Genomic DNA, 23,567 nt, shown 5'->3' with positions numbered 1-23,567 from the left:
TTTTTGCCACCTCGACATAGGGTTGGCGGGAACAGGTATGTGTGATGAGACCGCCGCGAGGCGGTCTTTTTGTTTCTGGTCTCGCGGCACAGGAGACTGGAGACACGAGATGACACAGAACATGGCTATTCGCGGCGCAAAGGTGGCGGACATGGAGCCGCTTTTGGCGCTGATCCGGGCGGATGCGAAGGAACGCGGGCAGGCCGCCGAGGTGGATGCCAACGGGCTTTGGCGCGAGGTGTTCGGCGCACAGGGTATGGCGACGCTGTTGGTGGCGGAAACCCGTGGGGAACTGACCGGGTATGCGGTGACCGAGCCGCGCCTAGACCTGTTCAGCGGGCAGAGAGGTGTGGAACTGCGCTATCTGTACGTGGTGCCGGGGCGACGGACCAAGGGGGTGGCGCGCTCTCTGGTGGCGGCGGCGCGGGCGCAGGCCTGCCAGAACGGCGAAGGCTGGCTGTCGCTTGCCAAGGCGGCGGGCTAATCTTGGGGCAACCAAGTGATTCTGGAGAGGCCGATGAGCTACGACACCGACAATATTTTTGCCAAGATCCTGCGGGGCGAGATCCCCAGCGAGAAGCTGTATGAGGACGAGGACACCTATGTGTTCATGGACATCATGCCGCGCGCGGACGGGCATTGCCTGATCATTCCGAAAACGCCCTGCCGCAACATGCTGGATGCGTCGGACGAACAACTCGCGGCCTGTCTGAAGACCGTGCGTCGGATGGGCCACGCGGTGATGAAGGCCTTTGGCGCGGAAGGGGTGACCGTGCAGCAGTTCAACGAGGCCGCGGGCGGGCAGGAGGTGTTCCACCTGCATTACCATGTGCTGCCGCGCCACGAGGGCGTCAAGCTGCGTCCGCCGGGACAGATGGCGGATTTCGGGGTTCTCAAGGAGCATGCCGATAAGATCCGGGCGGCCCTGGGCTGACGCGCGCAAGAAATATTCCAAATTCAGCATTTATTTGATCTGGATCATGTTGCCGACTCGCAAGGGTCGGCAATTGTCGTTTTGTAAGGTGTGTTCGGGATGTATGTTTCCTCCGCAATCCTGACAGAGTTTCGGGCGCGCCTTACGTGCTTCTTAGTGGTGAAACGGGCCTTGATCCCCAGAAAGGCCTGTCTTCGGTGAGCGGCGCTTCCTCCGTGGAAGCGCCGTCTTTTTTCTGTCCGGTTTCCGTTAAACTTTGTCGCTTTTGTCTAGATGAAGTCCATTTTGTCAGGCGCGTTTCCGCCGATCTGGCCGATCACTGCTCCACTACAGAGGAGTAGAGTCATGTCTGACAAGAAAGAGGCCGACTATGAAGTCGGCCAGGACAATATCCAGATCATGGGACTGGATATTCACAACCCCGTTTTCGGGGTTTCGGGCCTGACCATCATTGCATTCGTGTTCTTTTCGCTGGTTTTCCAGGAAGAGGCAGGCGAATTCTTTGGCTGGTTGCGCCCCGCTTTGACAAGCAATTTCGACTGGGTGTTCATGATCGCATGTAACATCTTTGTCCTGTTCTGCCTGTTCCTGATCGTGACGCCCTATGGCGGTATCCGTCTGGGTGGCAAGGATGCCAAGCCTGACTACAGCTATGCGGGGTGGTTCTCGATGCTGTTCGCAGCCGGTATGGGCATTGGCCTCGTGTTCTGGGGTGTTGCAGAACCGATTTCGCATTACGGTTCGTCGATTGGCGGAACGGCCGCAGAAAACGGTGTTCGGACCGACTGGGCACCGCTTGGGGCCGCTGCCGGAGACGCGGCGGCATCGCGTGATCTGGCAATGGCCGCGACGATCTTCCACTGGGGGCTGCACCCCTGGGCGATCTACGCCGTTGTGGCGCTGGCGCTTGCCTTCTTCAGCTTCAACCGTGGTTTGCCGCTGACCATGCGTTCGGTTTTTTACCCGCTGTTCGGCAAGTACACCTGGGGTATCCTGGGTCATGTCATTGACGTTCTGGCCGTGTTCGCGACCATCTTCGGTCTTGCGACCTCGCTGGGTCTGGGGGCGAGCCAGGCGCTGGCCGGTCTGAACTATCTGTTCGGTGTGCCGGTAAGCGATGGCATGAAGGTTCTGCTGATCATCGTGATCACCGTCTTTGCGCTGGTCTCGGTTGTGGCCGGTCTGGACAAGGGTGTGAAGCGCCTGTCCGAGGCCAACATGATCCTTGCCGCTGTGCTGCTGCTTCTGGTGCTTGTTTTGGGGCCGACTGTCGCGATCCTGACCGGGTTCTTCGACAACATGGTGGCCTATGTGAAGGAACTGCCTGCGCTGTCGAACTGGGTTGGTCGTGAAGACACCAACTTTATGCAGGGCTGGACCACCTTCTACTGGGCTTGGTGGATCAGCTGGTCCCCGTTCGTCGGCATGTTCATCGCGCGTATTTCGCGTGGTCGTACCGTGCGCGAATTCATTGTCTGCGTTCTCGTGATCCCGACCATCGTCGGCGCGCTGTGGATGACCGTTTTCGGCGGTGCCGCGCTGGAGCAGATCATGGGTGACGGCGGTGCCGCGCTCAAGGATGCGGCGCTTGAGCTGAAGATGTTCAAGATGTTCGAGGCCTTCCCGCTAACCGGCATCCTGTCGTTCATCGGTATCATCCTCGTTGTTGTGTTCTTCGTGACCTCGTCGGATTCGGGCTCGCTGGTGATCGACACCATCACCGCAGGTGGCAAGACCAACGCACCGACCGCGCAGCGCGTGTTCTGGTGTGTTCTGGAAGGTGCGATCGCGATCGTGCTGTTGCTGGGTGGTGGTCTTGGTGCATTGCAGGCCGCAGCGATTGCAACGGGATTCCCCTTTGCCATCGTTCTGGTGCTGATGTGCCTGTCGATCTTTATCGGTCTGACCCGCGAACGCCGCAAGTAAGAGGCGCGTTTTCACGCAGGGAGAAGGGGCCGTTCGCGGCCCCTTTTTTCGTTTTCGACAGGTGCGTGACTTGACCGGTTCCACAAGCCCGGATAGCAATTTGCCATTGTCGCGTGATGCGCGGCTGCCCACGGAGAGACATCCCGTGCGGCTGGCTGGAAGACCTGCCGGATTGGGTAAATTTGCGCGCCCGTCTGGTCACCTGTCGGACCGGTGCGCTTCTGAGGACACAGGAGCGAAGATGACCTCACTCGATATCAACTGGGTCCGGGATCAGTTCCCGGCTTTTGCGGAACCTGCTTTGCAGGGGCAGGCGTTTTTCGAAAATGCGGGCGGGTCCTATACCTGCCAGCCGGTGATTGATCGCCTGATGCGGTTTTACCACCAGCGCAAGGTGCAGCCCTATGCGCCTTACGAGGCCTCGCGCCTTGGGGGGGAGGAAATGGACGAGGCCCGTCGCCGTCTTGCCGCGCTGATGGGGGTGGAGACAGATGAGCTGTCCTTCGGCCCGTCGACCACGCAGAACACCTATGTTCTGGCGCAGGCCTTTCGGCAGTGGATGACACCGGGGGATGCGATCATCGTGACCAATCAGGATCACGAGGCCAATACCGGCCCGTGGCGGCGGCTGGCGGATGCGGGCATCGAGGTGCGCGAATGGCAGATTGATCCGGAGACCGGGCATCTTGACGTGGCAAAACTTGATGACTTGCTGGATGAGAAGGTGCGGCTGGTGTGTTTCCCGCATTGTTCCAACGTGGTGGGCGAGATCAATCCGGTGGCAGATACTGCCGCGCGGGCCCATGCGGCGGGGGCGTTTGTCTGCGTCGATGGTGTGAGCTATGCGCCGCACGGCCTGCCGGATGTGGGGGCGCTTGGGGCGGATATCTACCTGTTTTCAAGCTATAAAACCTATGGGCCGCACCAGGGTTGCATGGTGATCCGGCGCAACCTTGGCATGATGCTTCCCAATCAGGCGCATTATTTCAATGCCGACGTTCTCTACAAGCGGTTCACGCCGGCAGGGCCGGATCATGCGCAGGTGGCGGCCTGTGCGGGGATGGCCGACTACATCGACGCGATGGCGGCCCATCACGGGGTTTCAGCCGAGACCGATGCGGGGCGTGGCGAGGCGGTGCATGACCTGATGCGCGCGCAGGAGGTGACGCTTTTGCAGCCGGTGCTGGATTTCGCCAAGGCGCGCAATTCGGTGCGTCTGTTGGGGCCGGATCAGGCCGAGAAACGGGCGCCGACCGTGGCGCTGGCCTGCGAGAAATCGGCAGAGGATCTGGCCGCCGAACTGGCCGGTCACGGCATCATGGCCGGAGGCGGCGATTTCTATGCGGTACGCGCGCTTGAAGCGCAGGGTGTCGACATGGAGAAGGGGGTGCTGCGCGTGAGTTTCGTGCATTACACCTCGCAGGCCGAGGTCGACCAGTTGCTGAACGCGCTGGAAGCGGTGCTGTAAGGCCGAAGTGGCCGCGCTGGAGGCGCCCTTGGGATGCCTCCGGCGGGAGTATTTACGGTGCTTTGAAGCAAGGGCGTCCGGTTTCGGGCGCCCTTTTCCGTTTCAAGGCGCTGGAAACACAGTGTTTTCCCGGATTGGTATGAAAATCTTGCCGAATTGCGACAATCCGTCCTAGCATCGGGGCATAACCGCGAGGGGAGGATGCGGATGATCCTGACGACGACCGAGGGGCAGGAGGGCCTGCCGAGGTATTTTTCCAACGTCTTTGATGTTGCCACCAAGATCAACCGGGGGCGGATCGATTTCGTGATGCCCGATGGGCGTGTGTTCCGGGCCGAGGGGCCGGAGGCGGGGCCTGTTGCGGAACTCAGGGTGCATGACGAGGATACCTTTGCCCGGTTGGTGCGCGAGGGGGATCTGGGGTTTTGCGATGCCTATATCGAAGGCGGGTGGAGCACACCGGACCTTCAGGCGTTTCTGGATTTCCTGCAAAGTGACAATGACGTGCTGTATGACGGGTTTCCCGGCATGTTTTTTGTCCGGATTTACGAACGTATGCGCCATTGGATGAACCGCAACACCAAGGAGCAGGCCAAGAAGAACATCTCGTATCATTATGATCTCGGGAACGAATTCTATGCCCTGTGGCTGGATGAGACGATGACCTATTCCTCGGCGCTGTTCCAGACGGGACAAGAGAGCATGGAGGCGGCGCAGACGGCGAAATATGCCTCGATGGTGGACGAGATGGGGGCGCAGCCGGGTGATCACGTGCTGGAGATCGGATGTGGCTGGGGCGGGTTTGCGGAATATGCGGCCAAGGAACGCGGGTTGCGGGTGACGGGGCTTACGATCAGCGAAGAGCAGCTCAAGTTTGCCAAGGAACGCATTGAAAAGGCAGGACTTTCGCATCTTGTTGATTTCAAGCTTCAGGATTATCGCGACGAGCAGGGCCAGTATGACGGGATTGCCAGTATCGAGATGTTCGAGGCGGTCGGAGAGAAATACTGGCCGGCCTATTTCGAGACCGTGCGAGACCGCCTGCGGCCCGGAAAGAACGCGACCTTGCAGATCATCACCCTGACCGAGGCGCGCTTTGAGACCTACAGGAAAGGTGTTGATTTCATACAGAAATACATCTTTCCCGGTGGTATGTTGCCAAGCCGGACGGCCCTGAAGGACGAGGTGGCCAAGGCGGGGTTGCATTTCGTGAAATCGGTGGAGTTTGGCGAGAGCTACAGCCAGACGTTGCGGCGCTGGCACGAGACATTCAATGCGCAGTGGGACCGGGTGCAGGATCTCGGGTTTGATGACCGGTTCCGGCGGATGTGGAATTTCTATCTCACCTCTTGCGCGGCGGCGTTTCACAGCGGAAACTGTGACGTGACACAAGTGACTATCAGCAGGCCGGAATAGCATATGCCCACAGGTTCGAAATTGGTTGCCGCCCTTTGTCTTGGGATCCTTGGTGCCGTGGTGGCAGAACTGGTGAAGGCGGTGATCCTGCGCGAAATCTCGATGAACTTTGGTTATTTCACTCCGGTTTCGGCGGGTCTCGGCCTCTTTGTCGGTTGGAAAATGCTGGGGGCGAAGGCCGGGGGATCGGTGACCGATGCGATCAACAATGGCATCACATCGGTGATTGCTCTGCTGTTCCTGGGTCTGTTTGTGTTTGGCACTTACGAGATGCTGGACCAGGCGCTGCGCAATGCCTATTCGGAGCCGATGGAGGCGCTGCGCGGGATTATCCAGATCGCCATTGACTATGCGCGGTACCTGTTGGATGTGAAGGTGATTGCAGCCTTGGTGATCGGGGCGCTCCTGTCGGGGCTGCTTGCCGAGCTCGCCCATCGTCACTGGAGATAACCACGTGAAATCCCTGTTTTTCTACGGCACATTGCGACATGTGCCGCTGCTGTCGATTGTGCTTGGCCGGCCGGCGGACTTGATCGAGATGCGGGCGGCCAGCCTTGCGGATCATGCCGTGCACTGGGCCGACGGACAGGCGTTTCCGATGATTGTCGAAGGTGGTGACGGGGCTGAAGGCGTTGTCGTGTCGGGCCTGAGCGATGAGGATGTGGCGCGTCTAAATTTCTATGAGGGCGGCTTTGATTATGCCCTGAAGCCGGTGACGGTGGACACCTCGGTGGGCGCCATTGCGACCGAAGTCTATTTCCCGGAGCCGGGAAGCTGGCCGCAGGGGGAGCTCTGGAGCCTTGAGGCTTGGAGCGAGCGTTGGGGCGAGATGAGTTGCTTTGCGGCGCGGGAGGTCATGGGGTATTTCGGCGAGAAGACCGCGGGCGAGGTGGCTGATTTGTTCCCGATGATCCGTGCCCGGGCGACGGCCAAGGTGAATGCGAAGGCGCGTAACCTTGCCCATAGCCCCAGCGGGTTTGGTGCGCAGGATGCGCGGGTCCACAGGGTGAAGCGCCCTTATGTGAAATACTTCGCGCTGGATGAATACGACCTGACATTCCGCCGCTATGATGGCGGTCAGAGCGAGATGGTGAACCGGGCCGTGTTCCTTGCGACCGACGCGATGATCGTGCTGCCCTATGATCCGGTGCGGGATCGGGTGCTCTTGGTCGAGCAGTTTCGCCCCGGCCCTCTGGCGCGGGGGGATGAGCGTCCGTGGCAGCTTGAGCCGATTGCGGGGCGGGTGGATGCAGGCGAGACGCCGGAGAAGACCGCCCATCGCGAGGCGCAGGAAGAGGCGGGGATCGAACTCCGGGAATTGCATGACGTGGCGCATTGCTATGCCTCGCCGGGGTGTTCGACCGAGTATTACGACATCTATATCGGGATTGCCGATCTGCCGGATGGCATTGATGGCGTGTCGGGGCTTGAAAGCGAGGCGGAAGACATCAGATCCTACCTGTTCGGCTTTGAGGACCTGATGGAGATGGTGGACACCATGCAGGCGGTCAATGCGCCGCTTGTTCTGGCGGCCCTGTGGCTTGCACGGCATCGTGATCGGTTGCGCAACGCTGCTTGAGTTCGGGATGCGGGCGTCCTACACAGGATGCCAAGAGATTTAGAAGGAACGCGCTGATGCGAATTGCTGCCGACCTGGCTGCTGCCGTTGGAAACACTCCCCTGATCCGCTTGAACAAGGCCAGCGAGGCCACGGGCTGCGAGATCTATGGTAAGGCCGAGTTCATGAACCCCGGCCAGTCGGTCAAGGACCGGGCCGCGCTGTTTATCATCAAGGATGCCATTGCGCGCGGCGATCTGCGCCCGGGCGGGACCATAGTTGAGGGCACCGCGGGCAATACCGGGATTGGCCTTGCGCTGGTGGGTGCGTCCATGGGGTTCAAGACGGTCATCGTGATCCCGGAAACCCAGAGCCAGGAAAAGAAGGACATGATCCGTCTGGCGGGGGCCGAGCTGGTTCAGGTGCCGGCGGCGCCGTACTCGAACCCGAACAACTATGTGCGCTATTCGGGGCGTCTGGCCGAGGAGCTGGCCAAGACCGAGCCGAACGGCGCGATCTGGGCGAACCAGTTTGACAATGTTGCCAACCGTCAGGCGCATGTCGAGACCACGGGGCCGGAAATCTGGCAGCAGACCGAGGGCAAGGTTGACGGCTTTGTCTGTGCTGTCGGCTCGGGCGGCACGCTGGCCGGTGTTGGCGCGGCGCTTCAGCCCAAGGGCGTGAAGGTAGCGCTGGCTGATCCGGGCGGATCGGGCATGTTCAAGCTTTATACCGGTGAAGATCACGGCGGCGACTCGATCACCGAGGGCATCGGCCAGGGCCGGATTACCGCGAACCTGGAAGGGTTTACGCCGGACATGTGCTATAAGATCCCCGACGAGGAATCCCTGCCGGTGGTCTTTGGCCTGTTGCAGGAAGAGGGCCTGTGTCTTGGGGGATCTTCTGGTGTCAACGTGGCCGGTGCGATCCGCATGGCCAAGGAAATGGGGCCGGGCCACACCATTGTGACGGTGCTGTGCGACTATGGTACGCGCTACCAATCGAAGCTGTTCAACCCTGACTTCCTGCGTGAAAAGGGCCTGCCGACGCCGGAATGGCTGACGTCCGGTCCGGCGAGCATCCCGGGTGTTTTCGAGGACGTTTGAGGCCTGACATGACATTTCTGCGCCGCGCGCTTGCCGTTCTTCTTCTCGTTGTTCTACCGGGATTGAGCGGCCTTGCGGCGCAGACGGATCCGCCAGATTTCGAACGTTGGGGGCGGGTATCTGCGCGGGCAGCCGAAGCCATTGACGCGGGGCGGGCCTCGCAGGTGGCGATGGAAACCCTGCGCGGGCAGCTGGTGGACTGGCGGTCCACATTTGCCAATGCGCAATCGGCCTATTCGGTCAATATCCAGACCCTGAAAGCGCAGCTTGACCGGTTGGGGCCAGTGCCGGAAGGCGGTGACACCGAAGCCGTGGCCGCAGAGCGTGCGCGACTGGAAACTGCGCTGGCGCAGGCACGCGAGCCGATCCTTCAGGCGGAACTTGCGGAAACCGAGGCCGATGAGCTCATTGCCGGGGTCGACAAGGTCTTGCAGGAGCGCCGGACAGCCGAGCTCTTGCAACGGGGTCCGACACCGCTGAACCCCGCGAACTGGGCGTCGGGTTGGGATGCGATCACGCAGTCGATGGTGCATGTCATCGGCGAAGTCCGCACGGCCTGGGCCTATGAGTGGACCAACAAGGAATTCCAACGCAATCTTCCGCGTATTCTGTTCCTGTTCCTTCTGGGCGCGCTCTTGGTGGTGCGTGGTCGCAACTGGACCGACCGGGCGCAGGCTTCATTGTATCAAGAGGGTATGTCGAGCGGTCGCTGGCTCGGGGTGTTCCTGATCTCGCTGGGGCACGTGATCCTGCCGCTGGTGGGCGTTTTCCTTGTGACCGAGGCGCTCTATGTCACCGATCTTGCGGGTATTCGCGGGGGCATCCTGTTGCAGGCGTTGCCGGTGGCGGCCTTCATGTCGTTGATGCCGGTCTGGATCGGTCGCAGGTTGTTTCCGATCCGCGAGGGAGAGCAGGGCGTTCTGGTTCTAAGCGAACAGCACCGCCGGGAAGGGCGGTACGACTGTTTACTGATCGGTGTGGTTCTTGGTGTCGAAACCATGATCAGGGACGTGTCGCGCTATGACAACTGGAGTGAGACCGCCTCTGCGGTCGTATATTTCCCGCTGATCCTTGTCTCCGGTCTTCTGATGTTGCGGTTCGCGCGCATCTTGCGGGCGCATGTCGATACCGTGCGGGCCGATGCAAAGGCCGACGGCGCGATTTCGGCGCAGGTGGTCTCGTTGCTGGCCAAGGCGCTGCGTGCGGTTGCCATCGTTGGCATGGTGCTGGTTGCCGTGGGCTATGCCCGTGGCGCGGCGGCGCTGGTGTTTCCTGCGATCTACACGGTGTTCCTTGGCGGGTTGATCGGTATCCTGCATCGCGGGCTGATCCGGTTCCTGTCGCTCTTGTCCGGAGATCAGGAAAGCGTTGAAAGCTCCTTGTGGTCGGTGCTTCTTGCCTTCCTTCTGCTGATTGCCGCCGTGCCGCTGGTGCTTTTGTTCTGGGGAGCAGGGCCACAGTATATCTCGGAGCTGATCCAAAAAATCGGCGCGGGCCTGCGGGTGGGCGATGTCACGATTTCGCCGCGCGAGGTGCTGATCTTCATCGCGGTCTTCGGGGTTGGCTATGGGCTGACGCGCCTTCTCCAGAGCACGCTGCGCAACTCGGTTCTACCGCGCACCAAGCTGGATGCGGGCGGGCAGAATGCGGTTGTGGCGGGTGTGGGCTATGTCGGCCTGACCGTGGCCGCAATCATCGCGATTCAGAACACCGGGATTGATCTTGGCTCGATCGCGCTGGTGGCGTCAGCCCTCTCTGTCGGGATCGGTTTCGGCCTGCAGACCGTGGTGTCGAACTTTGTCAGCGGTATCATCCTGCTGATTGAACGTCCGATCGCCGAGGGCGACTGGATCGAGGTGAATGGCCAGATGGGCTATGTGCGCGATATTTCCGTGCGCTCGACGCGGATCGAGACCTTTGACCGGACCGATGTCATCATTCCTAACAGTGATCTCGTGGCGGGAACGGTGACGAACTATACCCGTGGCAACACGGTGGGGCGTGTGATCGTGCCCGTGGGCGTGGCCTATGGCACCGATCCGCGTTTGGTCGAGAAAATCCTGCTAGACGTGGCCAATGCCCACCCGATGGTGCTGGCGACGCCCGCGCCCTATGTCGTGTTCCAGGGGTTCGGCGCCAGTTCGCTGGACTTTGAAATCCGCGCCATCCTGCGGGATGTGAACTGGGTTCTGAGCGTGCGGTCGGACATGAATTATGACATTGCGCAGCGTTTCATGGAGGCGGGGATCGAAATCCCGTTCCCGCAACAGGATATCTGGCTGCGCAACCCCGAAAAACTGAATACATCCCATCCGGTGCAGGTTGAGCCCGTGAGCGTGGCGCAGACTGCGGCCATGCCGCCGGACCTGTCGGATGTGGACGCGCCGGATGGCGATGGAGGAGACCGATGAGCGAGTTGTTGTTCCGTGAGGACGCCTATCTGCGCGAGGCCGAGGCGGTTGTCGTGGCGCATACGCCGGAGGGCGGCATCGTTCTTGATCGCACGCTGTTCTATCCCACGGGGGGCGGTCAGCCGGGCGACAGCGGGATGCTGCGCTGGAGCGGGGGCGAGATGAAGATCGCCACCACGGTCAAGGCCGAGGGCGATCAGGTGGCGCTGGTCGCGGCCGAGCCGGCGGGCCTTCCTGCGGTGGGCACGACCGTGACGCAGGAGCTCGACTGGGAGCGCCGCTATCGTCACATGCGCATCCACACCGCGCTGCATATCCTGTCGGTGGTGATTCCGCTGCCGGTGACGGGCGGGTCGATCAGTGCCGAAAAGGGGCGTCTTGATTTCGACATGCCGGATGCGCCGGAAGAGAAAGAGGCGCTGGACGAGGCGCTGAATGCGCTTATCGAACTGGACCTGACCGTGGGCCAGGACTGGATCACCGATGATGAATTGAAGGCCAATCCGGGGCTGGTGAAAACCATGTCGGTCAAGCCGCCAATGGGGCAGGGGCGTGTGCGCCTAGTCTATATCGGCGAAGGGGCGAACCGGATCGACCTGCAACCCTGCGGCGGCACCCATGTGGCACGCACCTCCGAGATCGGGCGGGTGCGGATTGGCAAGATCGAGAAAAAAGGCCGTCAGAACAGGCGCGTGAACCTGCATCTGGACAGCTGATTTCGACAAAACGCGCGAAGGGTGGTTTTGCCTCTTGCGCATCCCTTCCCTGAAACGCTAAAGAGCGTCGCACGGAGCGGTGGCCGAGTGGTCGAAGGCGCACGCCTGGAAAGTGTGTAGGCGGGAAACCGTCTCCAGGGTTCGAATCCCTGTCGCTCCGCCATTTTCCTTCTTTTTCTGTTTGTCCTGTGAGATGTGCGCCAAAAACCGCAGTTGACACTCTGGCGTCAATAGACGTCAGGTATAGGGGCGCGCCCTTCTGGGGCCATGAACGCTTTGCGCTGATTTACTCACTTTATTGCACCCTAAATTGAGAGACCAATATGACGAGGATCTTTAGGCACGTCGCAGTTTTTGTCCTCATGGTCGGGGTTCTCTCGGGATGTAAAATTTCAGCACTTGAGATCACAAACAAGCTTGGGTTTGTCACCGTGCGCGAGCATTGCTTGGCGGACTTCCGTCCGGAGAGTAGCCGAAACCTACAACATATCGACTACTACCCCTTCTTTTTGGCGGATGTGAAAAGCAGTGATCTTGAGGTCTATACACTGGATGATCGCGCTTTGTTTGTTGCGCATAGAGACGATTCATGTGGTGCCCTGATCGTGTCCAAAAGGCCAATTGAGGCGTTGCTCGAACCGGATGGGATGTTGATGGATCTACATCAGGATTCGGTATCGATGGAAATCGAACGTTTGTTATTTGCTGAGTGGGACGATTGCGTTGATGAACTCGAGACCAACAGGGTGCTTGCCGAAAAATACGCAAAGAAGTCAGGTTCTCGACCGGAGAATGTAATATATCTTTGTAGAATTCGGATGGCATTGAACACGTTCGAAGGTATCCTTCGAACGGCTTCGGGAGACATCAAAGTCTTTGTTTACGACAAAAACGTTATTGTCTGGTGAAGACTGACCTTTGGTGATCCCACGGACCTGCACGTCGGTGTGACTGTGACAGGGGCGCAGGGTTTTCGCTTCTGAATTTACTGACTCCTCCTCCCTGAAGTTTGCGAAGGTTCATGCAGGCGGCGTGGGCGTTGATGCAGCCTTCCTTTTGATTTCAAAGGAGTTTGTGAATTCGAATATCCTTTCGTTGACATGAATGGTGATTCATGTTTCATTTTTGGTGCGACAAGGATGGGAGGAGTCTTTCTTGAAACGCTTTTTGAAACTCGGTGTAGCCACTGCCGTGCTGGCGCTTGCCACGGCGGCTTCGGCTGAAATTCGTATTGCTCATGTCTATGGCAAAACCGGCCCGTTCGAGGCCTACGCCAAGCAATCTCATGATGGCCTGATGATGGGTCTGGAATATGCAACCGGCGGGACCATGGAAATCAATGGTGAGCCGCTGGTAGTGATCGAAAAGGACACCCAGCTTGATCCGGCCAAGGGCCGCAGCCTGCTGGCGGAAGCCTATGGTGACGACGACGCGCATATCGCGGTCGGTCCGGTCAGCTCGGGCGTGGCGCTGGCGATGCTGCCGGTGGCCGAAGAATACGAGCGCGTGCTGATCGTTGAGCCCGCGGTGGCGGACTCGATCACCGGCAAGGCGTGGAACCGCTACATTTTCCGCACCGGCCGCAACTCGTCGCAGGATGCGATTGCCAACGCGGTGGCGCTTGGCGGCGAAGGGGTGACCATCGCGACGCTCGCGCAGGACTATGCCTTTGGCCGTGACGGCGTGGCCGCCTTCAAGGAGGCGCTTGAGGCCACCGGTGCCAAGATCGCCCACGAGGAATACGTGCCGACCGACACCACGGACTTTACCGCGGCGGCAGAGCGTATCTTTACCGCGATGGAAGGGGAAAGCGGCGAGAAGAAGCTGTTCCTGATCTGGGCCGGTGGCGGCAACCCGATGAGCAAGATCAACGCGATGGATCCCTCGCGTTTCGGCATCGAGATTGCAACCGGTGGCAACATCCTCGCGGCGCTGAAGGCCTACAAGGAAATGCCGGGTCTCGAAGGCGCGACCTATTACTACTATGAAATCCCCAGCAATCCTGTGAACGACTGGCTGGTTGAAGAGCACTTCAAGCGCTATGACAGCCCGCCGGATTTCTTCACCGCAGGTGGCATGGCAGCCGGTATCGCGGTTGTCGAGGCGATCAAGAAGGCCGGTGGCGCCGAGGATACCGACGCGCTGATCGGTGCGATGGAAGGCATGGAGTGGGAGACCCCGAAGGGCACCATGAAGTTCCGCGCCGAAGACCATCAGGCGATGCAGTCGATGTATCACTTCCGTACCGAAGTGCAGGACGGCAAGGATTACGGCGTACCGGTGCTGGTACGTGAACTGGGCATGGACGAGATGAACATTCCGGTCCGCAACCAGTAACACACCACGGGCGGGGCGCCTTTCGCGCCCTGCCACTTTCGATTTTCCAATCAAGAGCGAAACCATGACCCAGACGCTTCTGGAAACCCACGGGCTCACCGTGCGGTTTGGTGGGCATGTGGCAGTGGATGCTGTCAGCAGCGCCTTTCATGCCGGTGAGTTGACCGCGATTGTCGGGCCGAACGGTGCGGGCAAGACCACTTATTTCAACCTGATCTCCGGCCAGATTCCGGCCAGCGAAGGCCGTGTCGAACTGATGGGCGAGGATATTACGCGCCTGTCGGTCTCGGAGCGGTGCCATCGCGGTTTGGGACGGGCCTTTCAGCTGACCAACCTGTTTCCGGGCCTAAGCGTTCTTGAGAACGTGCGTCTGGCCGTGCAGGCGCATCGCGGGGCCGGGATGTCGCTCTTGACGATGGCGGACAGCCATACGGCGCTGACCACCGAGGCGATGTCGGTGCTTGAGCGGGTGCGGCTGGATACGCTGAAGGATCAGCTTGTCTCGGAGCTGAGCCACGGCAACCAGCGCAAGCTGGAGGTCGCGATGCTGATCGCGATTGATCCCAAGGTCTACATGTTTGACGAGCCGACCGCTGGCATGAGCGTGGACGAAGCGCCGGTGGTGCTTGATCTGATTGCCGAGCTGAAGGCGGACCGGGATCGCACGATCCTGTTGGTGGAACACAAGATGGACGTGATCCGCGCGCTGGCGGACCGGATCATCGTGTTGCACAACGGCGCGCTTGTGGCGGACGGGGAACCGGGTGAGGTGATGGCGTCGGATGTTGTCCAGAACGCCTATATGGGCAAGGAGCTGGAAGATGTCTGATGCGATCCTGACCCTTGAGGGCGTCTATACCGACATTGCCCAGTATCACATCCTGCATGGCGTTGATCTTGCGGTGCCGCGTGGTGCGGTGACCATGTTGTTGGGTCGCAACGGCGTTGGCAAGACCACGACATTGCGCACCATCATGGGCCTTTGGGTAGCCAAGCAGGGCCGTATCACCTTTGACGGGGAGGATATCACCCAGGCGGCCACACCGGCGCGGGCGCGGGCGGGTATCGGGTTTGTGCCCGAAGACATGGGCATTTTCACCGACCTGACGGTGGAAGAGAACATGATGCTTGCGGCGTCGACCGGACCTTTGGATGCAAAGCGGTGCGAGTGGATTTTCACGGCTTTCCCGCCGCTCAAGACCTTCTGGACATCGGAAGCCGGCAACCTTTCGGGGGGACAGAAGCAGATGCTGTCGATTGCCCGTGCGATGGCCGAAGACAGGTCGCTGTACCTGATCGACGAGCCGACCAAGGGCCTTGCGCCGGCGATTGTTTCGACGATGGCCTCGGCCCTGAAGGAGCTGAAGGCGCAGGGGGCGTCGATCCTGATGGTCGAGCAGAACTTTGGCGTTGCCAAGGCGATTGGCGACTATGCCGCGGTGATGGATGACGGGCGGATTGTCTGGACTGGCGAGATGCGTGAACTGGCAGAAAGCGCCCAGCTGCAAGAGCAGTTGATGGGCCTGAGCATGGAGGCGGGATGATGACAGCAGCCCCCGATCATAAACCTACTTTTGCGGATGTTCCGCTTTCCGCGCGGATCGCGCAGGCGATGCCGTTCCTGCTGATCCCGATCCTTGTGGTGTTCGGCTTTGTGGCGATTGGCAACCCGTCCAGCTGGCTGACGCTGACCGTTTCGGGGCTGGCGATGGGGATGATGATCTTCATCATCGCATCCGGCCTGACGCTGGTCTTTGGCCTGATGGACGTGATCAACTTTGGCCACGGTGCCTTTATTTCGGTTGGCGCCTTTGTCGGGGTCAGCGTGTTGTTCGCCTTTGGGCAATGGGCGGCGGCACCCTCGCTTGTTCTGAACCTGACGGCGATTTTGCTGGCGGTTCTGGCCGCGATGGCGGTCACAGGCCTGCTTGGGTGGGCCTTCGAGAAGGTGATCGTAAAGCCGGTTTACGGCGCTCACCTCAAACAGATTCTTGTCACCGTGGGCGGCCTGATCGTGATCGAGCAGATGATCCACGTGATCTGGGGGCCGGAAGAGATTTTCCTGACGCGCCCGGAGATGTTCAAGGGGGCGGTGACCTTCTGGGGCGCGGCGCTTGAGAAATACCGTCTGTTGGCCGTGGCTGTCGGGTTGGTTCTGTTCGTGGCGATGCGCCTTGTGTTTCGCCGCACCAAGATCGGCCTGATTGTGCGGGCCGGTGTCGAGAACGGCGAGATGGTCGAGGCGCTTGGTTATCGGCTGCGGGTTGTCTTTGTCGGCGTGTTCATCGCGGGATCGGCGCTGGCCGGTCTGGGCGGTGTGATGTGGGGCCTATACGAAGAGGTGATCACCGCCGGAATGGGCGAGGAGATGATGATCCTTGTCTTCATCGTGGTGATCATCGGCGGCCTTGGATCGGTGGAAGGGGCCTTTATCGGCGCGCTTCTGGTGGGCTTGATGCAGAACTATATCGCCTTCCTCGAACCCAAGCTCGCGCTGATTTCCAACATCGGCCTGATGACCGTGATCCTGTTGTGGCGACCCCAGGGCATGATGCCCGTGGTCAAGGCGAAGTGAGGACCAAGAGATGATCATGTCCCTGATTTCCGGCGATGCGCCGCGTTCCAAGACCCTGACGCTGGTGTTGATCGCGATTTTCCTCGGGCTGGCGCTTGCGCCGTTCCTGTTCCCCGGTGTCCGGTCGCTTGATACCGCCGCACGCATCGCGATTTTCATCGTGCTGGCGGCGAGTTATGACCTGTTGCTGGGCTATACCGGCGTCGTGAGCTTTGCCCACACCATGTTCTTCGGCATTGGCGCCTATGGGGTTGGCCTTGCCTCGCAGCACATGGGGCGCGGCTTTGGTGCGCTGATTGTCGGCTCGCTCTCCGGTGCCCTGCTTGCGGCGGCGCTGGCCTTTGTGATCGCACTGTTTTCGCTGCGTGTACGGGCGATTTTCTTCGCGATGATTACCCTTGCGGTGGCATCCGCCGTGGCGGTGCTGGTCAGCCAGCTGTCCTGGCTGACGGGCGGCGAAGACGGGTTTACCTTCAAGATCCCCCGCGCGCTTGGTCCGGCCAACCGGATGGGCGAATTTGCCGGTGTGAAGATCAATGGCAAGCTGCTGAACTACTATGTGGTCTTCTTCTGCTCGCTCATGCTGTTCCTGCTGATGCTGCGGGTGGTGAACTCGTCCTTTGGCCGTGTGTTGCAGGCGATCCGGGAAAACGATTTCCGCGCCGAGGCGATTGGCTATCGGGTGGTGGCTTACAGGACGATTGCGACCTGTCTGTCGGCGGCGATTGCGGCGCTGGCGGGGAGCCTTTTTGCCCTGTGGCTGCGCTATGTCGGGCCGGATACGACGCTGAGCTTTGCGATCATGCTGGATATCCTCTTGATGGTGGTGATTGGCGGCATGGGCACGATCTGGGGGGCGGCCATCGGGGCGACGCTTCTGGTTCTGGCTCAGACCTATTTGCAGGACCTGATGGGAAGTGCGGCGGCGGCGACCGAGGCGATCCCGCTGTTGTCGCGCCTGCTTGATCCCGATAGGTGGCTTTTGTGGCTGGGCGTTCTGTTCATCCTGAGTGTGTATTTCTTCCCGACGGGGATCGTGGGGCGCTTGCGGTCCGGTAAATGATGACGACCAAACCTAACGACCGGCCAGTCCTGTTCCTGCATGGGTGGACGATGCGGGGATCGGTGTTCGATCCGCTTGTTGACGCCCTTGGACCACGGGCCATGGCCCCGGATTTTCCCGGCCATGGCGACAATACGGTCCATCCGACCGGCCTTGATGCCTGTGTTGCGCAGGTCGATGCGTTGATCCGTGCCACGGGGCGTGAGGACGTTCTTTTGGTGGGATGGTCGATGGGGGCGGCGGTGGCGTGGTCCTATATCCGCGATCACGGGACCGCGCGCCTGTCTGGCCTCGTGACCCTCGACATGAGCCCGCGTCCGGCAAATGGTTCGGATTGGGATCTGGGGTTGCTTGGCTCTACGCCGGAACGCCTTGCGGCCTCGACCCGCGAAATCCACGAAGACTGGGCCAGTGCGGCGGAAAAGATCGCCACGACCATGTTCGCAACCCGCGAGGGCGCGCCCGCCTTTTCGCGTGACGCCGCCCTTTCGCAGGTGCTGTCGAATGATCCCGCGATCATGGCGGCCTACTGGGATGACCTGATGGCGCTGAATCTGTGGGATGTGGTTGCCAGGGTCGATGTGCCCTGGCTGGTTGGCTACGGCGAAAGGAGCCGTGTCTACCCGGAGGCGACGGCGCTCTGGATGGCGAACACCGCGCCGCGGGCGCGTTCGGTCGGATTTGCGCAGTCGGGGCATTCGGCGAACCTTGAGGAGCCGGAGGCCTTTCTGGCCGCGCTTCGGGCGTTTGAAGACGGTCTTTGATCGCCCGCTCTCTGGTTTTCGATCTTACCAAACACCAAGGGCTGTGCCTGCTTTCAGCGGACACAGCCCTTGGTGTTTTAGTCTTGTGACGTGATTACACGTGGCCGGTGTCGGCGTATTTCACCAGCGACCGGCCTTCGGCGACAACGGTGCCGTCGGGCAGGGTGGCCTTGGCCCAGAGATCCACGATCTGTTTTTCGGGCCGCAGGCGGGTGACTTCGACCGAAGCGGTCAGAGCCATGTCCAGCGGGGCCTTTTCGGGGAAGGCGATCTCTTGTTTCAGGTAGTTGGTTCCGGGGCCGGGCAGTTTGACGCCTAGGAGATAGGAAAACAGCGCCGCGATCAGGGGTTCGGGCACCTGGCCCTCTGTGCGGCCCGACGCGAGCGCGTCATATCCCGCGATGTCCTCGGGGGTGAAGGTGCGGGTCAGTTCCGCCTTTTGTCCAACCTCCATTATGCGACCTCCGCTTCGCCAAGAAAGACCTCTGCGCCATCGGCAACCCGAACCGCGCGCATCTCGATGTGGCCGGGAATGGCGCCGGTGACCATGAGGCGGATGTCTTCACCGGTGTAGGTGGGGTTCGGGAACATCATCTTCTGTTCCACCGACCGCGCGCCGGGATGATGGGCGCAGACCATGCCCCAGAGTTTCGAATAGATCAGCATGCCGTGGCTGACCGTGCGCCCGAAGGCCGAGTTGCGCGAAAACTCTTCGTCGACGTGGATCGGATTGTCGTCGCCGGAGACTTCGGCGAAGAGGTTGAAATCATCCTGAGTAGGGCGCCAGAGGGCGCTAAGCTCGGTCATGCTGAGAATTCCTTGCGAAGATCGGGTTTGCGGATTTTGCCGGCGGCTGTGCGGGGGAAATCGTCAACCTGTGCGACGTGCGCCGGAACCTTGTAGGCGGCGAGGCGTTCGCGGCACCACAGGCGCAAGGCCTCGCCATCAATGGCGTGGCCGGGGCGGGGCATCAGGTAGGCCGCGCCAACCTCGCCCCACTTGCTGTCGGGCACACCGATCACGGCCGCCTCGAGGACATCCGGGTGTTGCACGAGGATGCGCTCGACTTCGGCCGGATAGACGTTTTCGCCGCCCGAGATGTACATGTCCTTGATGCGGTCGACGATGAAATAGAAGCCATCCGCGTCGCGATGGCCGACATCGCCGGTCTTGAGCCAGCCGTCCTTGGTGAACGCGCCCCTGGTGGCCTCGTCATTCTGGTAGTAGCCGGGGGTGATGTTGGGGCCGCGAAACTGAATTTCGCCCTCGCCGGTCTCGCCGTCCGCCACGCCGTCGAGGCGGCATTCGGTGAGCATCTGCGGCCGCCCGACCGAGCCGATCTTGGCCTCGGCGTTTGCCTCGTCCATCAGGAACACCGTGGGGCCGGTTTCCGTCATGCCGAAACCGTTCAGAACGCGCGCGCCGCGGTCGGCGAAAAAGCGGATCAGAGGTTCGGGCAGAGGCGCACCGCCACAGCCGCAGCGGATGGTAGTCCAGTCGACGCGATCAATGTCGGGTGACAGGCTGAGGGCCTGATAGATGGCGGGGACGCCGAAAAACTGGCTGATGTCGCCCGCCTGAAGCATGGTCAGGACGGTGGCATCATCGAACTTGGACAGAACCGTGGAGCAACCTCCATTGAGGAACACTGGCAGGGTGTAGAGGTTGATGCCAGCGGTGTGGAAGAGGGGCAGGAAGTTGACTGCGCGGTCCTGGCTGGTGAGGTCGATGGCCTGCCCGATGTTGACGGCATTGGCCCAGCTCATGCGGGCGGTCTGGATCACCGCCTTGGGGCGGCCCGTGGTGCCGGAGGTGAACAGCAGATACCAGAGCCTGTCGGCGGGGATGACGCCTGCAGAGCCATCGGTGCCGGCGTCGATCCATTCGGTGACCTGCCCCTCAAACGCGACGGCAGGGATCGAGAAGGCCTCGGCCACGTCATAGGCCGGTCCGGCGAAGGTGGTGTCATGCAGGATGACACGTGGCGGAAACGGGGCCAGCGTGTCGATCAGTTCGGGGGCGGGTTGACGCCAGTTCAGCGGGCACAGGACCAGACCGGATTTCTGGCAGGCAAAGAGCGCAATGAAGAAGGTTGTCGTATTGGGGCAGAGGATCGCGACACGGTCACCTTCGCTCAGGCCCAAGTCCATCAGGCCTGCTGCCATGCCATTGGCGGCGCGGTTGATCTCAGAAAAGCTCCAGTTCCGGCCGGTGGCCTGTTCCACGAAGGCGATACGGTCCGGCGTGATCTCGGCGCGCTTGGCGGCCATGTCGGTGACGATGTCGAACATGTTTTTCAGGCCTCTTGTGGCGACAGGAATGCGGTCATGCCCTTAAGGGTGTCGGGCTGGTCAATGCGTTGGTAAAAGGCTTCGGTCTCGGCCTTGAGACGGCGATCGAGACGGGCAAGGCGCTCGGCATCCCAGACGAGGGTTTTAGCGGTTGCGAGCGTTGCCAGATTGACGTCGTCCAGAAGCGAAAACGCCTTTGCCTCGGGGGTGTCGGAGACGTGGCTCGCGAGGCCAAGGGCGCGCAGGTCGGCGCAGGATTTGCGCGCGTCTTCCTGAAGCCATGCCAAGGAAGGTCCGGCACCGATCCGTTCTGGCAGAAGGGCTGTCCAGCCTCCGTCAGGGGCAAATCCGACGCGGGCGTAGTAGGGCTGCACAAAGCTTGTCGGGTGGATGACGGCCAGATCGGAGGCAAAGAGAAACCCGCATCCGCCGCCCGTGTTGGCACCACGCGCGGCGATGACGACGGGGGCGGGCAGGGCGGTGAGACGCAGGACGATCTCTTGCAGCACGGGCACGACGCTTTGGGCATAGGCCTTGCCTTGGCCGGCCTTGACCGCTTCGAAGAAGCGCGCCACGTCACCGCCAGAACAGAAGTTGCGCCCGGCCGTCATGACAAGGGCGCTTGGCGCGGTGGTTTCGATCTGGTCCAATGCCGCACGGATGGTATCCAGAAACACCGGCTCAAGTGCATTGGCGCGGGGTGCCGAGAGCTTCATGTGCCAGATACCGTCGCGGTGCTCGGTCAGGGACAGGAGATCGCTTCCTTGGGTCACGGGGCCAATCCGTTCTTGATCATGTCAAAGGCTTCGTCTGTGACGGCGTCAAGATCGGCGCTCTGGTCAAGCAGGACGTAGCGGTCGCCAAGGTTCTTGGCGATGCCCATAAGAACCCAAGCGCGGACTTCGGCGTTGCCGGGGCTGATCTCGCCGGACGCGGCGGCTTTTTCAAGCTGGTCGCGGTAGCCCTGTTCGAACAGCGAGAAGTAATCGCGATAGGCCTCGGGATCGACAAAACGGGCCTCTTCAACGATGCGATAGAGGTGGGGGCGTTCGGATACAAAGCCGAGAAAGGCGCGCAGCCCGAGGCGTTCGGCCTCGAGACGGTTGGGGGCGCTTGCGATGGCCTCGCTCATCACTTTCCGGATGAGCGCGCCCATTTCCAGAACAAGTTCGCGGAAAACTTCGGCCTTGGAGGCGAAATAGAGATAGAATGTGCCTTGGGCGGTGCTGGAATCGCGGGTGATGTCGGCGATGGATGCAGCGGCATAGCCCTTTTCGCCGATGACTTTCTCGGCGGAACGGAGCAGGATTTCACGGCGCGCGGTGCCGCGTTTGGTCTTGGGGGCTTGAATAGTCATGAAACATGAATACTGATTCATAATTCATTTTGCAACAATTTCAGGCAGACATAAAAAAGGCCCGCGCCAATACTGGCCGGGCCTTTCCTGTGGGTGGTTGCGCGGCTTAGTTGCCCGCGATCTGCTTGGCTTTTTCCACCAGCACTTCGGCCTGGCGGATCGAGGCATAGTCGATCAGGCGTCCGTCGAGAGAGACCGCGCCTTTTCCGGCGGCTTCGGCTTCGGCCATGGCTTCGAGGATGCGCTTGGCCTTGGTGACCTCTGCCTCGGAAGGCGACATGACTTCGTTGGCCAGCGCGATCTGCGAGGGGTGGATGGCCCATTTGCCCTCACACCCCAGAACGGCGGCGCGCTTGGCGGCGGCGCGGTAGCCGTCGGCATCCTGGAAGTCGCCGAAGGGGCCGTCGATCGGGCGCAGGCCATTGGCACGGGCCGCCACGACCATGCGGGCCAGCGCATAGTGCCACATGTCGCCCCAGTGGGTTTCACGCGATCCGTCGGCGGCCGGATCGGTCAGGACCGAATAGTCGGGGTTCACGCCGCCGATGATGGTGGTGCGGGCACGGGTCGAGGCGGCATAGTCGGCGACGCCGAAGTGCAGGCTTTCGTTCCGCTTGGAGGCGGCGGCGATCTCGTGCACGTTCTGCATGCCAAGCGCGGTTTCGATGATGTGTTCGAAACCGATGCGTTTTTTCAGGCCCTTGGCGTCTTCGATCTGGGTGACCATCATGTCGACGGCATAGACGTCGGCGGCGGTGCCGACTTTGGGGATCATGATCAGGTCGAGGCGTTCACCGGCCTGTTCGACCACGTCGACCACGTCGCGGTACATGTAGTGGGTGTCGAGACCGTTGATGCGCACCGACATGGTCTTGTTGCCCCAGTCGATGTCGTTCAGGGCTTCGATGATGTTCTTGCGGGCCTGTTCCTTTTCGTCCGGCGCAACCGCGTCTTCGAGATCAAGGAAGATCACGTCGACGTCCGATTGGGCGGCTTTTTCGAACATGCCGGGCTGGCTGCCGGGAACGGCCAGTTCGGAACGGTTGAGACGGCCGGGGGCCTGCTCGATGGGGAAGAAACTCATGTGTTGGACTCCTGGAATGCGTTAATGCGCGTGGTTTTTCAGTGGTTCGGATAGAGCGGGAAGCGGTCGCAGAGGGTTTTGACCTTTGCGCGGACGTTTGCTTCGACTTCTGCGTTGCCGTCTTCCCCGTTGGCGGCGAGGCCGTCGACGACTTCGACGATCAGGTCGGCGATCTCGCGGAATTCCGCTTCGCCGAAGCCGCGGGTGGTGCCCGCCGGGGTGCCGAGGCGGATGCCAGAGGTCACGGTCGGCTTTTCGGGGTCAAACGGGATGCCGTTCTTGTTGGTGGTGATGTGGGCGCGGCCCAGGGCCTTGTCGACGATGTTGCCGGTCACGCCCTTGGGGCGCAGGTCAACCAGCATCACGTGGGTGTCGGTGCCGCCGGTGACGATGTCGAGACCGCCCTTGATCAGCTGGTCGGCCAGGGCCACCGCGTTGGCGCGTACCTGCTTCTGGTAGGCCTTGAACTCGGGACGCAGCGCCTCGCCGAAGGCCACGGCCTTGGCCGCGATCACGTGCATCAGCGGGCCGCCCTGGATGCCGGGGAAGATCGCCGAATTC

The 23,567-nt window shown here is 61.0% G+C and carries 23 protein-coding genes, 1 tRNA gene and 1 pseudogene; 18 read left to right on the top strand and 7 right to left on the bottom strand.

What is annotated here, in order from left to right; translation table 11 throughout:
• The first annotated feature begins 109 nt into the window (after positions 1-109).
• From NNA36_RS13595 to NNA36_RS13510, 18 genes are all read left to right on the top strand, one after another.
• Positions 110-484 (top strand): GNAT family N-acetyltransferase, encoded by a 375-nt coding sequence (locus NNA36_RS13595; RefSeq protein WP_255107910.1) that lies wholly within the window; start codon positions 110-112, stop codon positions 482-484.
• Positions 485-517: 33 nt separating this feature from the next.
• A complete protein-coding gene (locus NNA36_RS13590; protein WP_255107908.1) occupies positions 518-934 on the top strand; it encodes an HIT family protein in 417 nt (138 codons plus the stop codon).
• A gap of 345 nt (positions 935-1,279) precedes the next feature.
• A complete protein-coding gene (locus tag NNA36_RS13585) occupies positions 1,280-2,860 on the top strand; it encodes a BCCT family transporter (protein ID WP_255107905.1) in 1,581 nt (526 codons plus the stop codon).
• A gap of 241 nt (positions 2,861-3,101) precedes the next feature.
• Complete coding sequence (locus NNA36_RS13580) at positions 3,102-4,328, top strand: aminotransferase class V-fold PLP-dependent enzyme (protein WP_255107904.1); 1,227 nt, start codon at positions 3,102-3,104, stop codon at positions 4,326-4,328.
• Between the two features lie 207 nt (positions 4,329-4,535).
• The gene (locus NNA36_RS13575; RefSeq protein ID WP_255107902.1) at positions 4,536-5,744 is read left to right on the top strand and encodes a cyclopropane-fatty-acyl-phospholipid synthase family protein; all 1,209 of its coding nucleotides are present in this window, start codon (positions 4,536-4,538) and stop codon (positions 5,742-5,744) included.
• Positions 5,745-5,747: 3 nt separating this feature from the next.
• On the top strand, positions 5,748-6,194 hold the full coding sequence (locus tag NNA36_RS13570; protein WP_255107900.1) for a TrgA family protein: 447 nt from the start codon (positions 5,748-5,750) through the stop codon (positions 6,192-6,194).
• A gap of 4 nt (positions 6,195-6,198) precedes the next feature.
• Positions 6,199-7,323 carry an NUDIX domain-containing protein gene (locus NNA36_RS13565; protein WP_255107897.1) on the top strand — a complete coding sequence of 375 codons (1,125 nt, stop codon included), beginning with the start codon at positions 6,199-6,201 and terminating at the stop codon, positions 7,321-7,323.
• 56 nt (positions 7,324-7,379) lie between these two features.
• Positions 7,380-8,408 (top strand): cysteine synthase A, encoded by a 1,029-nt coding sequence (locus NNA36_RS13560; RefSeq protein ID WP_255107896.1) that lies wholly within the window; start codon positions 7,380-7,382, stop codon positions 8,406-8,408.
• 8 nt (positions 8,409-8,416) lie between these two features.
• On the top strand, positions 8,417-10,819 hold the full coding sequence (locus tag NNA36_RS13555; protein WP_255107894.1) for a DUF3772 domain-containing protein: 2,403 nt from the start codon (positions 8,417-8,419) through the stop codon (positions 10,817-10,819).
• The gene (locus NNA36_RS13550; protein ID WP_255107893.1) at positions 10,816-11,535 is read left to right on the top strand and encodes an alanyl-tRNA editing protein; all 720 of its coding nucleotides are present in this window, start codon (positions 10,816-10,818) and stop codon (positions 11,533-11,535) included. The genes NNA36_RS13555 and NNA36_RS13550 overlap by 4 nt, the downstream gene beginning before the upstream one ends.
• Before the next feature lie 73 nt (positions 11,536-11,608).
• A tRNA-Ser gene (locus tag NNA36_RS13545) sits at positions 11,609-11,698 on the top strand.
• 160 nt (positions 11,699-11,858) lie between these two features.
• Positions 11,859-12,443, top strand: a complete 585-nt coding sequence (locus NNA36_RS13540; protein ID WP_255107892.1) for a hypothetical protein — start codon at positions 11,859-11,861, stop codon at positions 12,441-12,443.
• Between the two features lie 247 nt (positions 12,444-12,690).
• A complete protein-coding gene (locus NNA36_RS13535) occupies positions 12,691-13,872 on the top strand; it encodes a substrate-binding domain-containing protein (protein ID WP_255107890.1) in 1,182 nt (393 codons plus the stop codon).
• Between the two features lie 64 nt (positions 13,873-13,936).
• Positions 13,937-14,701, top strand: coding sequence for an ABC transporter ATP-binding protein (locus tag NNA36_RS13530; RefSeq protein WP_255107889.1), 765 nt, complete (start codon positions 13,937-13,939; stop codon positions 14,699-14,701).
• On the top strand, positions 14,694-15,416 hold the full coding sequence (locus NNA36_RS13525; RefSeq protein WP_255107888.1) for an ABC transporter ATP-binding protein: 723 nt from the start codon (positions 14,694-14,696) through the stop codon (positions 15,414-15,416). The genes NNA36_RS13530 and NNA36_RS13525 overlap by 8 nt, the downstream gene beginning before the upstream one ends.
• Positions 15,416-16,447 (top strand): branched-chain amino acid ABC transporter permease, encoded by a 1,032-nt coding sequence (locus NNA36_RS13520; RefSeq protein ID WP_255108322.1) that lies wholly within the window; start codon positions 15,416-15,418, stop codon positions 16,445-16,447. The genes NNA36_RS13525 and NNA36_RS13520 overlap by 1 nt, the downstream gene beginning before the upstream one ends.
• A gap of 10 nt (positions 16,448-16,457) precedes the next feature.
• Positions 16,458-17,510 (top strand): branched-chain amino acid ABC transporter permease, encoded by a 1,053-nt coding sequence (locus NNA36_RS13515; protein ID WP_255107886.1) that lies wholly within the window; start codon positions 16,458-16,460, stop codon positions 17,508-17,510.
• Positions 17,510-18,274: an alpha/beta fold hydrolase gene (locus tag NNA36_RS13510; RefSeq protein ID WP_255107883.1), complete on the top strand. Its 765-nt coding sequence runs from the start codon at positions 17,510-17,512 to the stop codon at positions 18,272-18,274. The genes NNA36_RS13515 and NNA36_RS13510 overlap by 1 nt, the downstream gene beginning before the upstream one ends.
• 94 nt (positions 18,275-18,368) lie before the next feature.
• Here NNA36_RS13510 and NNA36_RS13505 read toward each other — a convergent pair whose 3' ends face one another.
• From NNA36_RS13505 to glyA, 7 genes and pseudogenes are all read right to left on the bottom strand, one after another.
• On the bottom strand, positions 18,369-18,728 hold the full coding sequence (locus NNA36_RS13505; RefSeq protein WP_255107881.1) for a phosphate acetyltransferase: 360 nt from the start codon (positions 18,726-18,728) through the stop codon (positions 18,369-18,371).
• The gene (locus NNA36_RS13500) at positions 18,728-19,081 is read right to left on the bottom strand and encodes a MaoC/PaaZ C-terminal domain-containing protein (RefSeq protein WP_255107879.1); all 354 of its coding nucleotides are present in this window, start codon (positions 19,079-19,081) and stop codon (positions 18,728-18,730) included. The genes NNA36_RS13505 and NNA36_RS13500 overlap by 1 nt, the downstream gene beginning before the upstream one ends.
• The gene (locus NNA36_RS13495) at positions 19,078-20,565 is read right to left on the bottom strand and encodes an AMP-binding protein (RefSeq protein WP_255107877.1); all 1,488 of its coding nucleotides are present in this window, start codon (positions 20,563-20,565) and stop codon (positions 19,078-19,080) included. Before NNA36_RS13495 ends, NNA36_RS13500 begins: the two co-directional genes overlap by 4 nt.
• Positions 20,566-20,570: 5 nt before the next feature.
• Positions 20,571-21,338: an enoyl-CoA hydratase/isomerase family protein gene (locus NNA36_RS13490; RefSeq protein ID WP_255107875.1), complete on the bottom strand. Its 768-nt coding sequence runs from the start codon at positions 21,336-21,338 to the stop codon at positions 20,571-20,573.
• Positions 21,335-21,922 (bottom strand): TetR/AcrR family transcriptional regulator, encoded by a 588-nt coding sequence (locus NNA36_RS13485; protein ID WP_255107874.1) that lies wholly within the window; start codon positions 21,920-21,922, stop codon positions 21,335-21,337. The genes NNA36_RS13490 and NNA36_RS13485 overlap by 4 nt, the downstream gene beginning before the upstream one ends.
• 106 nt (positions 21,923-22,028) lie before the next feature.
• Positions 22,029-23,006: a CoA ester lyase gene (locus tag NNA36_RS13480; protein WP_255107872.1), complete on the bottom strand. Its 978-nt coding sequence runs from the start codon at positions 23,004-23,006 to the stop codon at positions 22,029-22,031.
• Between the two features lie 38 nt (positions 23,007-23,044).
• Positions 23,045-23,567, bottom strand: a pseudogene (glyA, locus tag NNA36_RS13475) (serine hydroxymethyltransferase); the annotation flags it as partial.

This window comes from Shimia sp. CNT1-13L.2 (assembly GCF_024331145.1).
In the GTDB taxonomy this organism is placed as follows: domain Bacteria; phylum Pseudomonadota; class Alphaproteobacteria; order Rhodobacterales; family Rhodobacteraceae; genus Shimia.
This window is presented reverse-complemented; position numbering and strand designations above follow the sequence as displayed.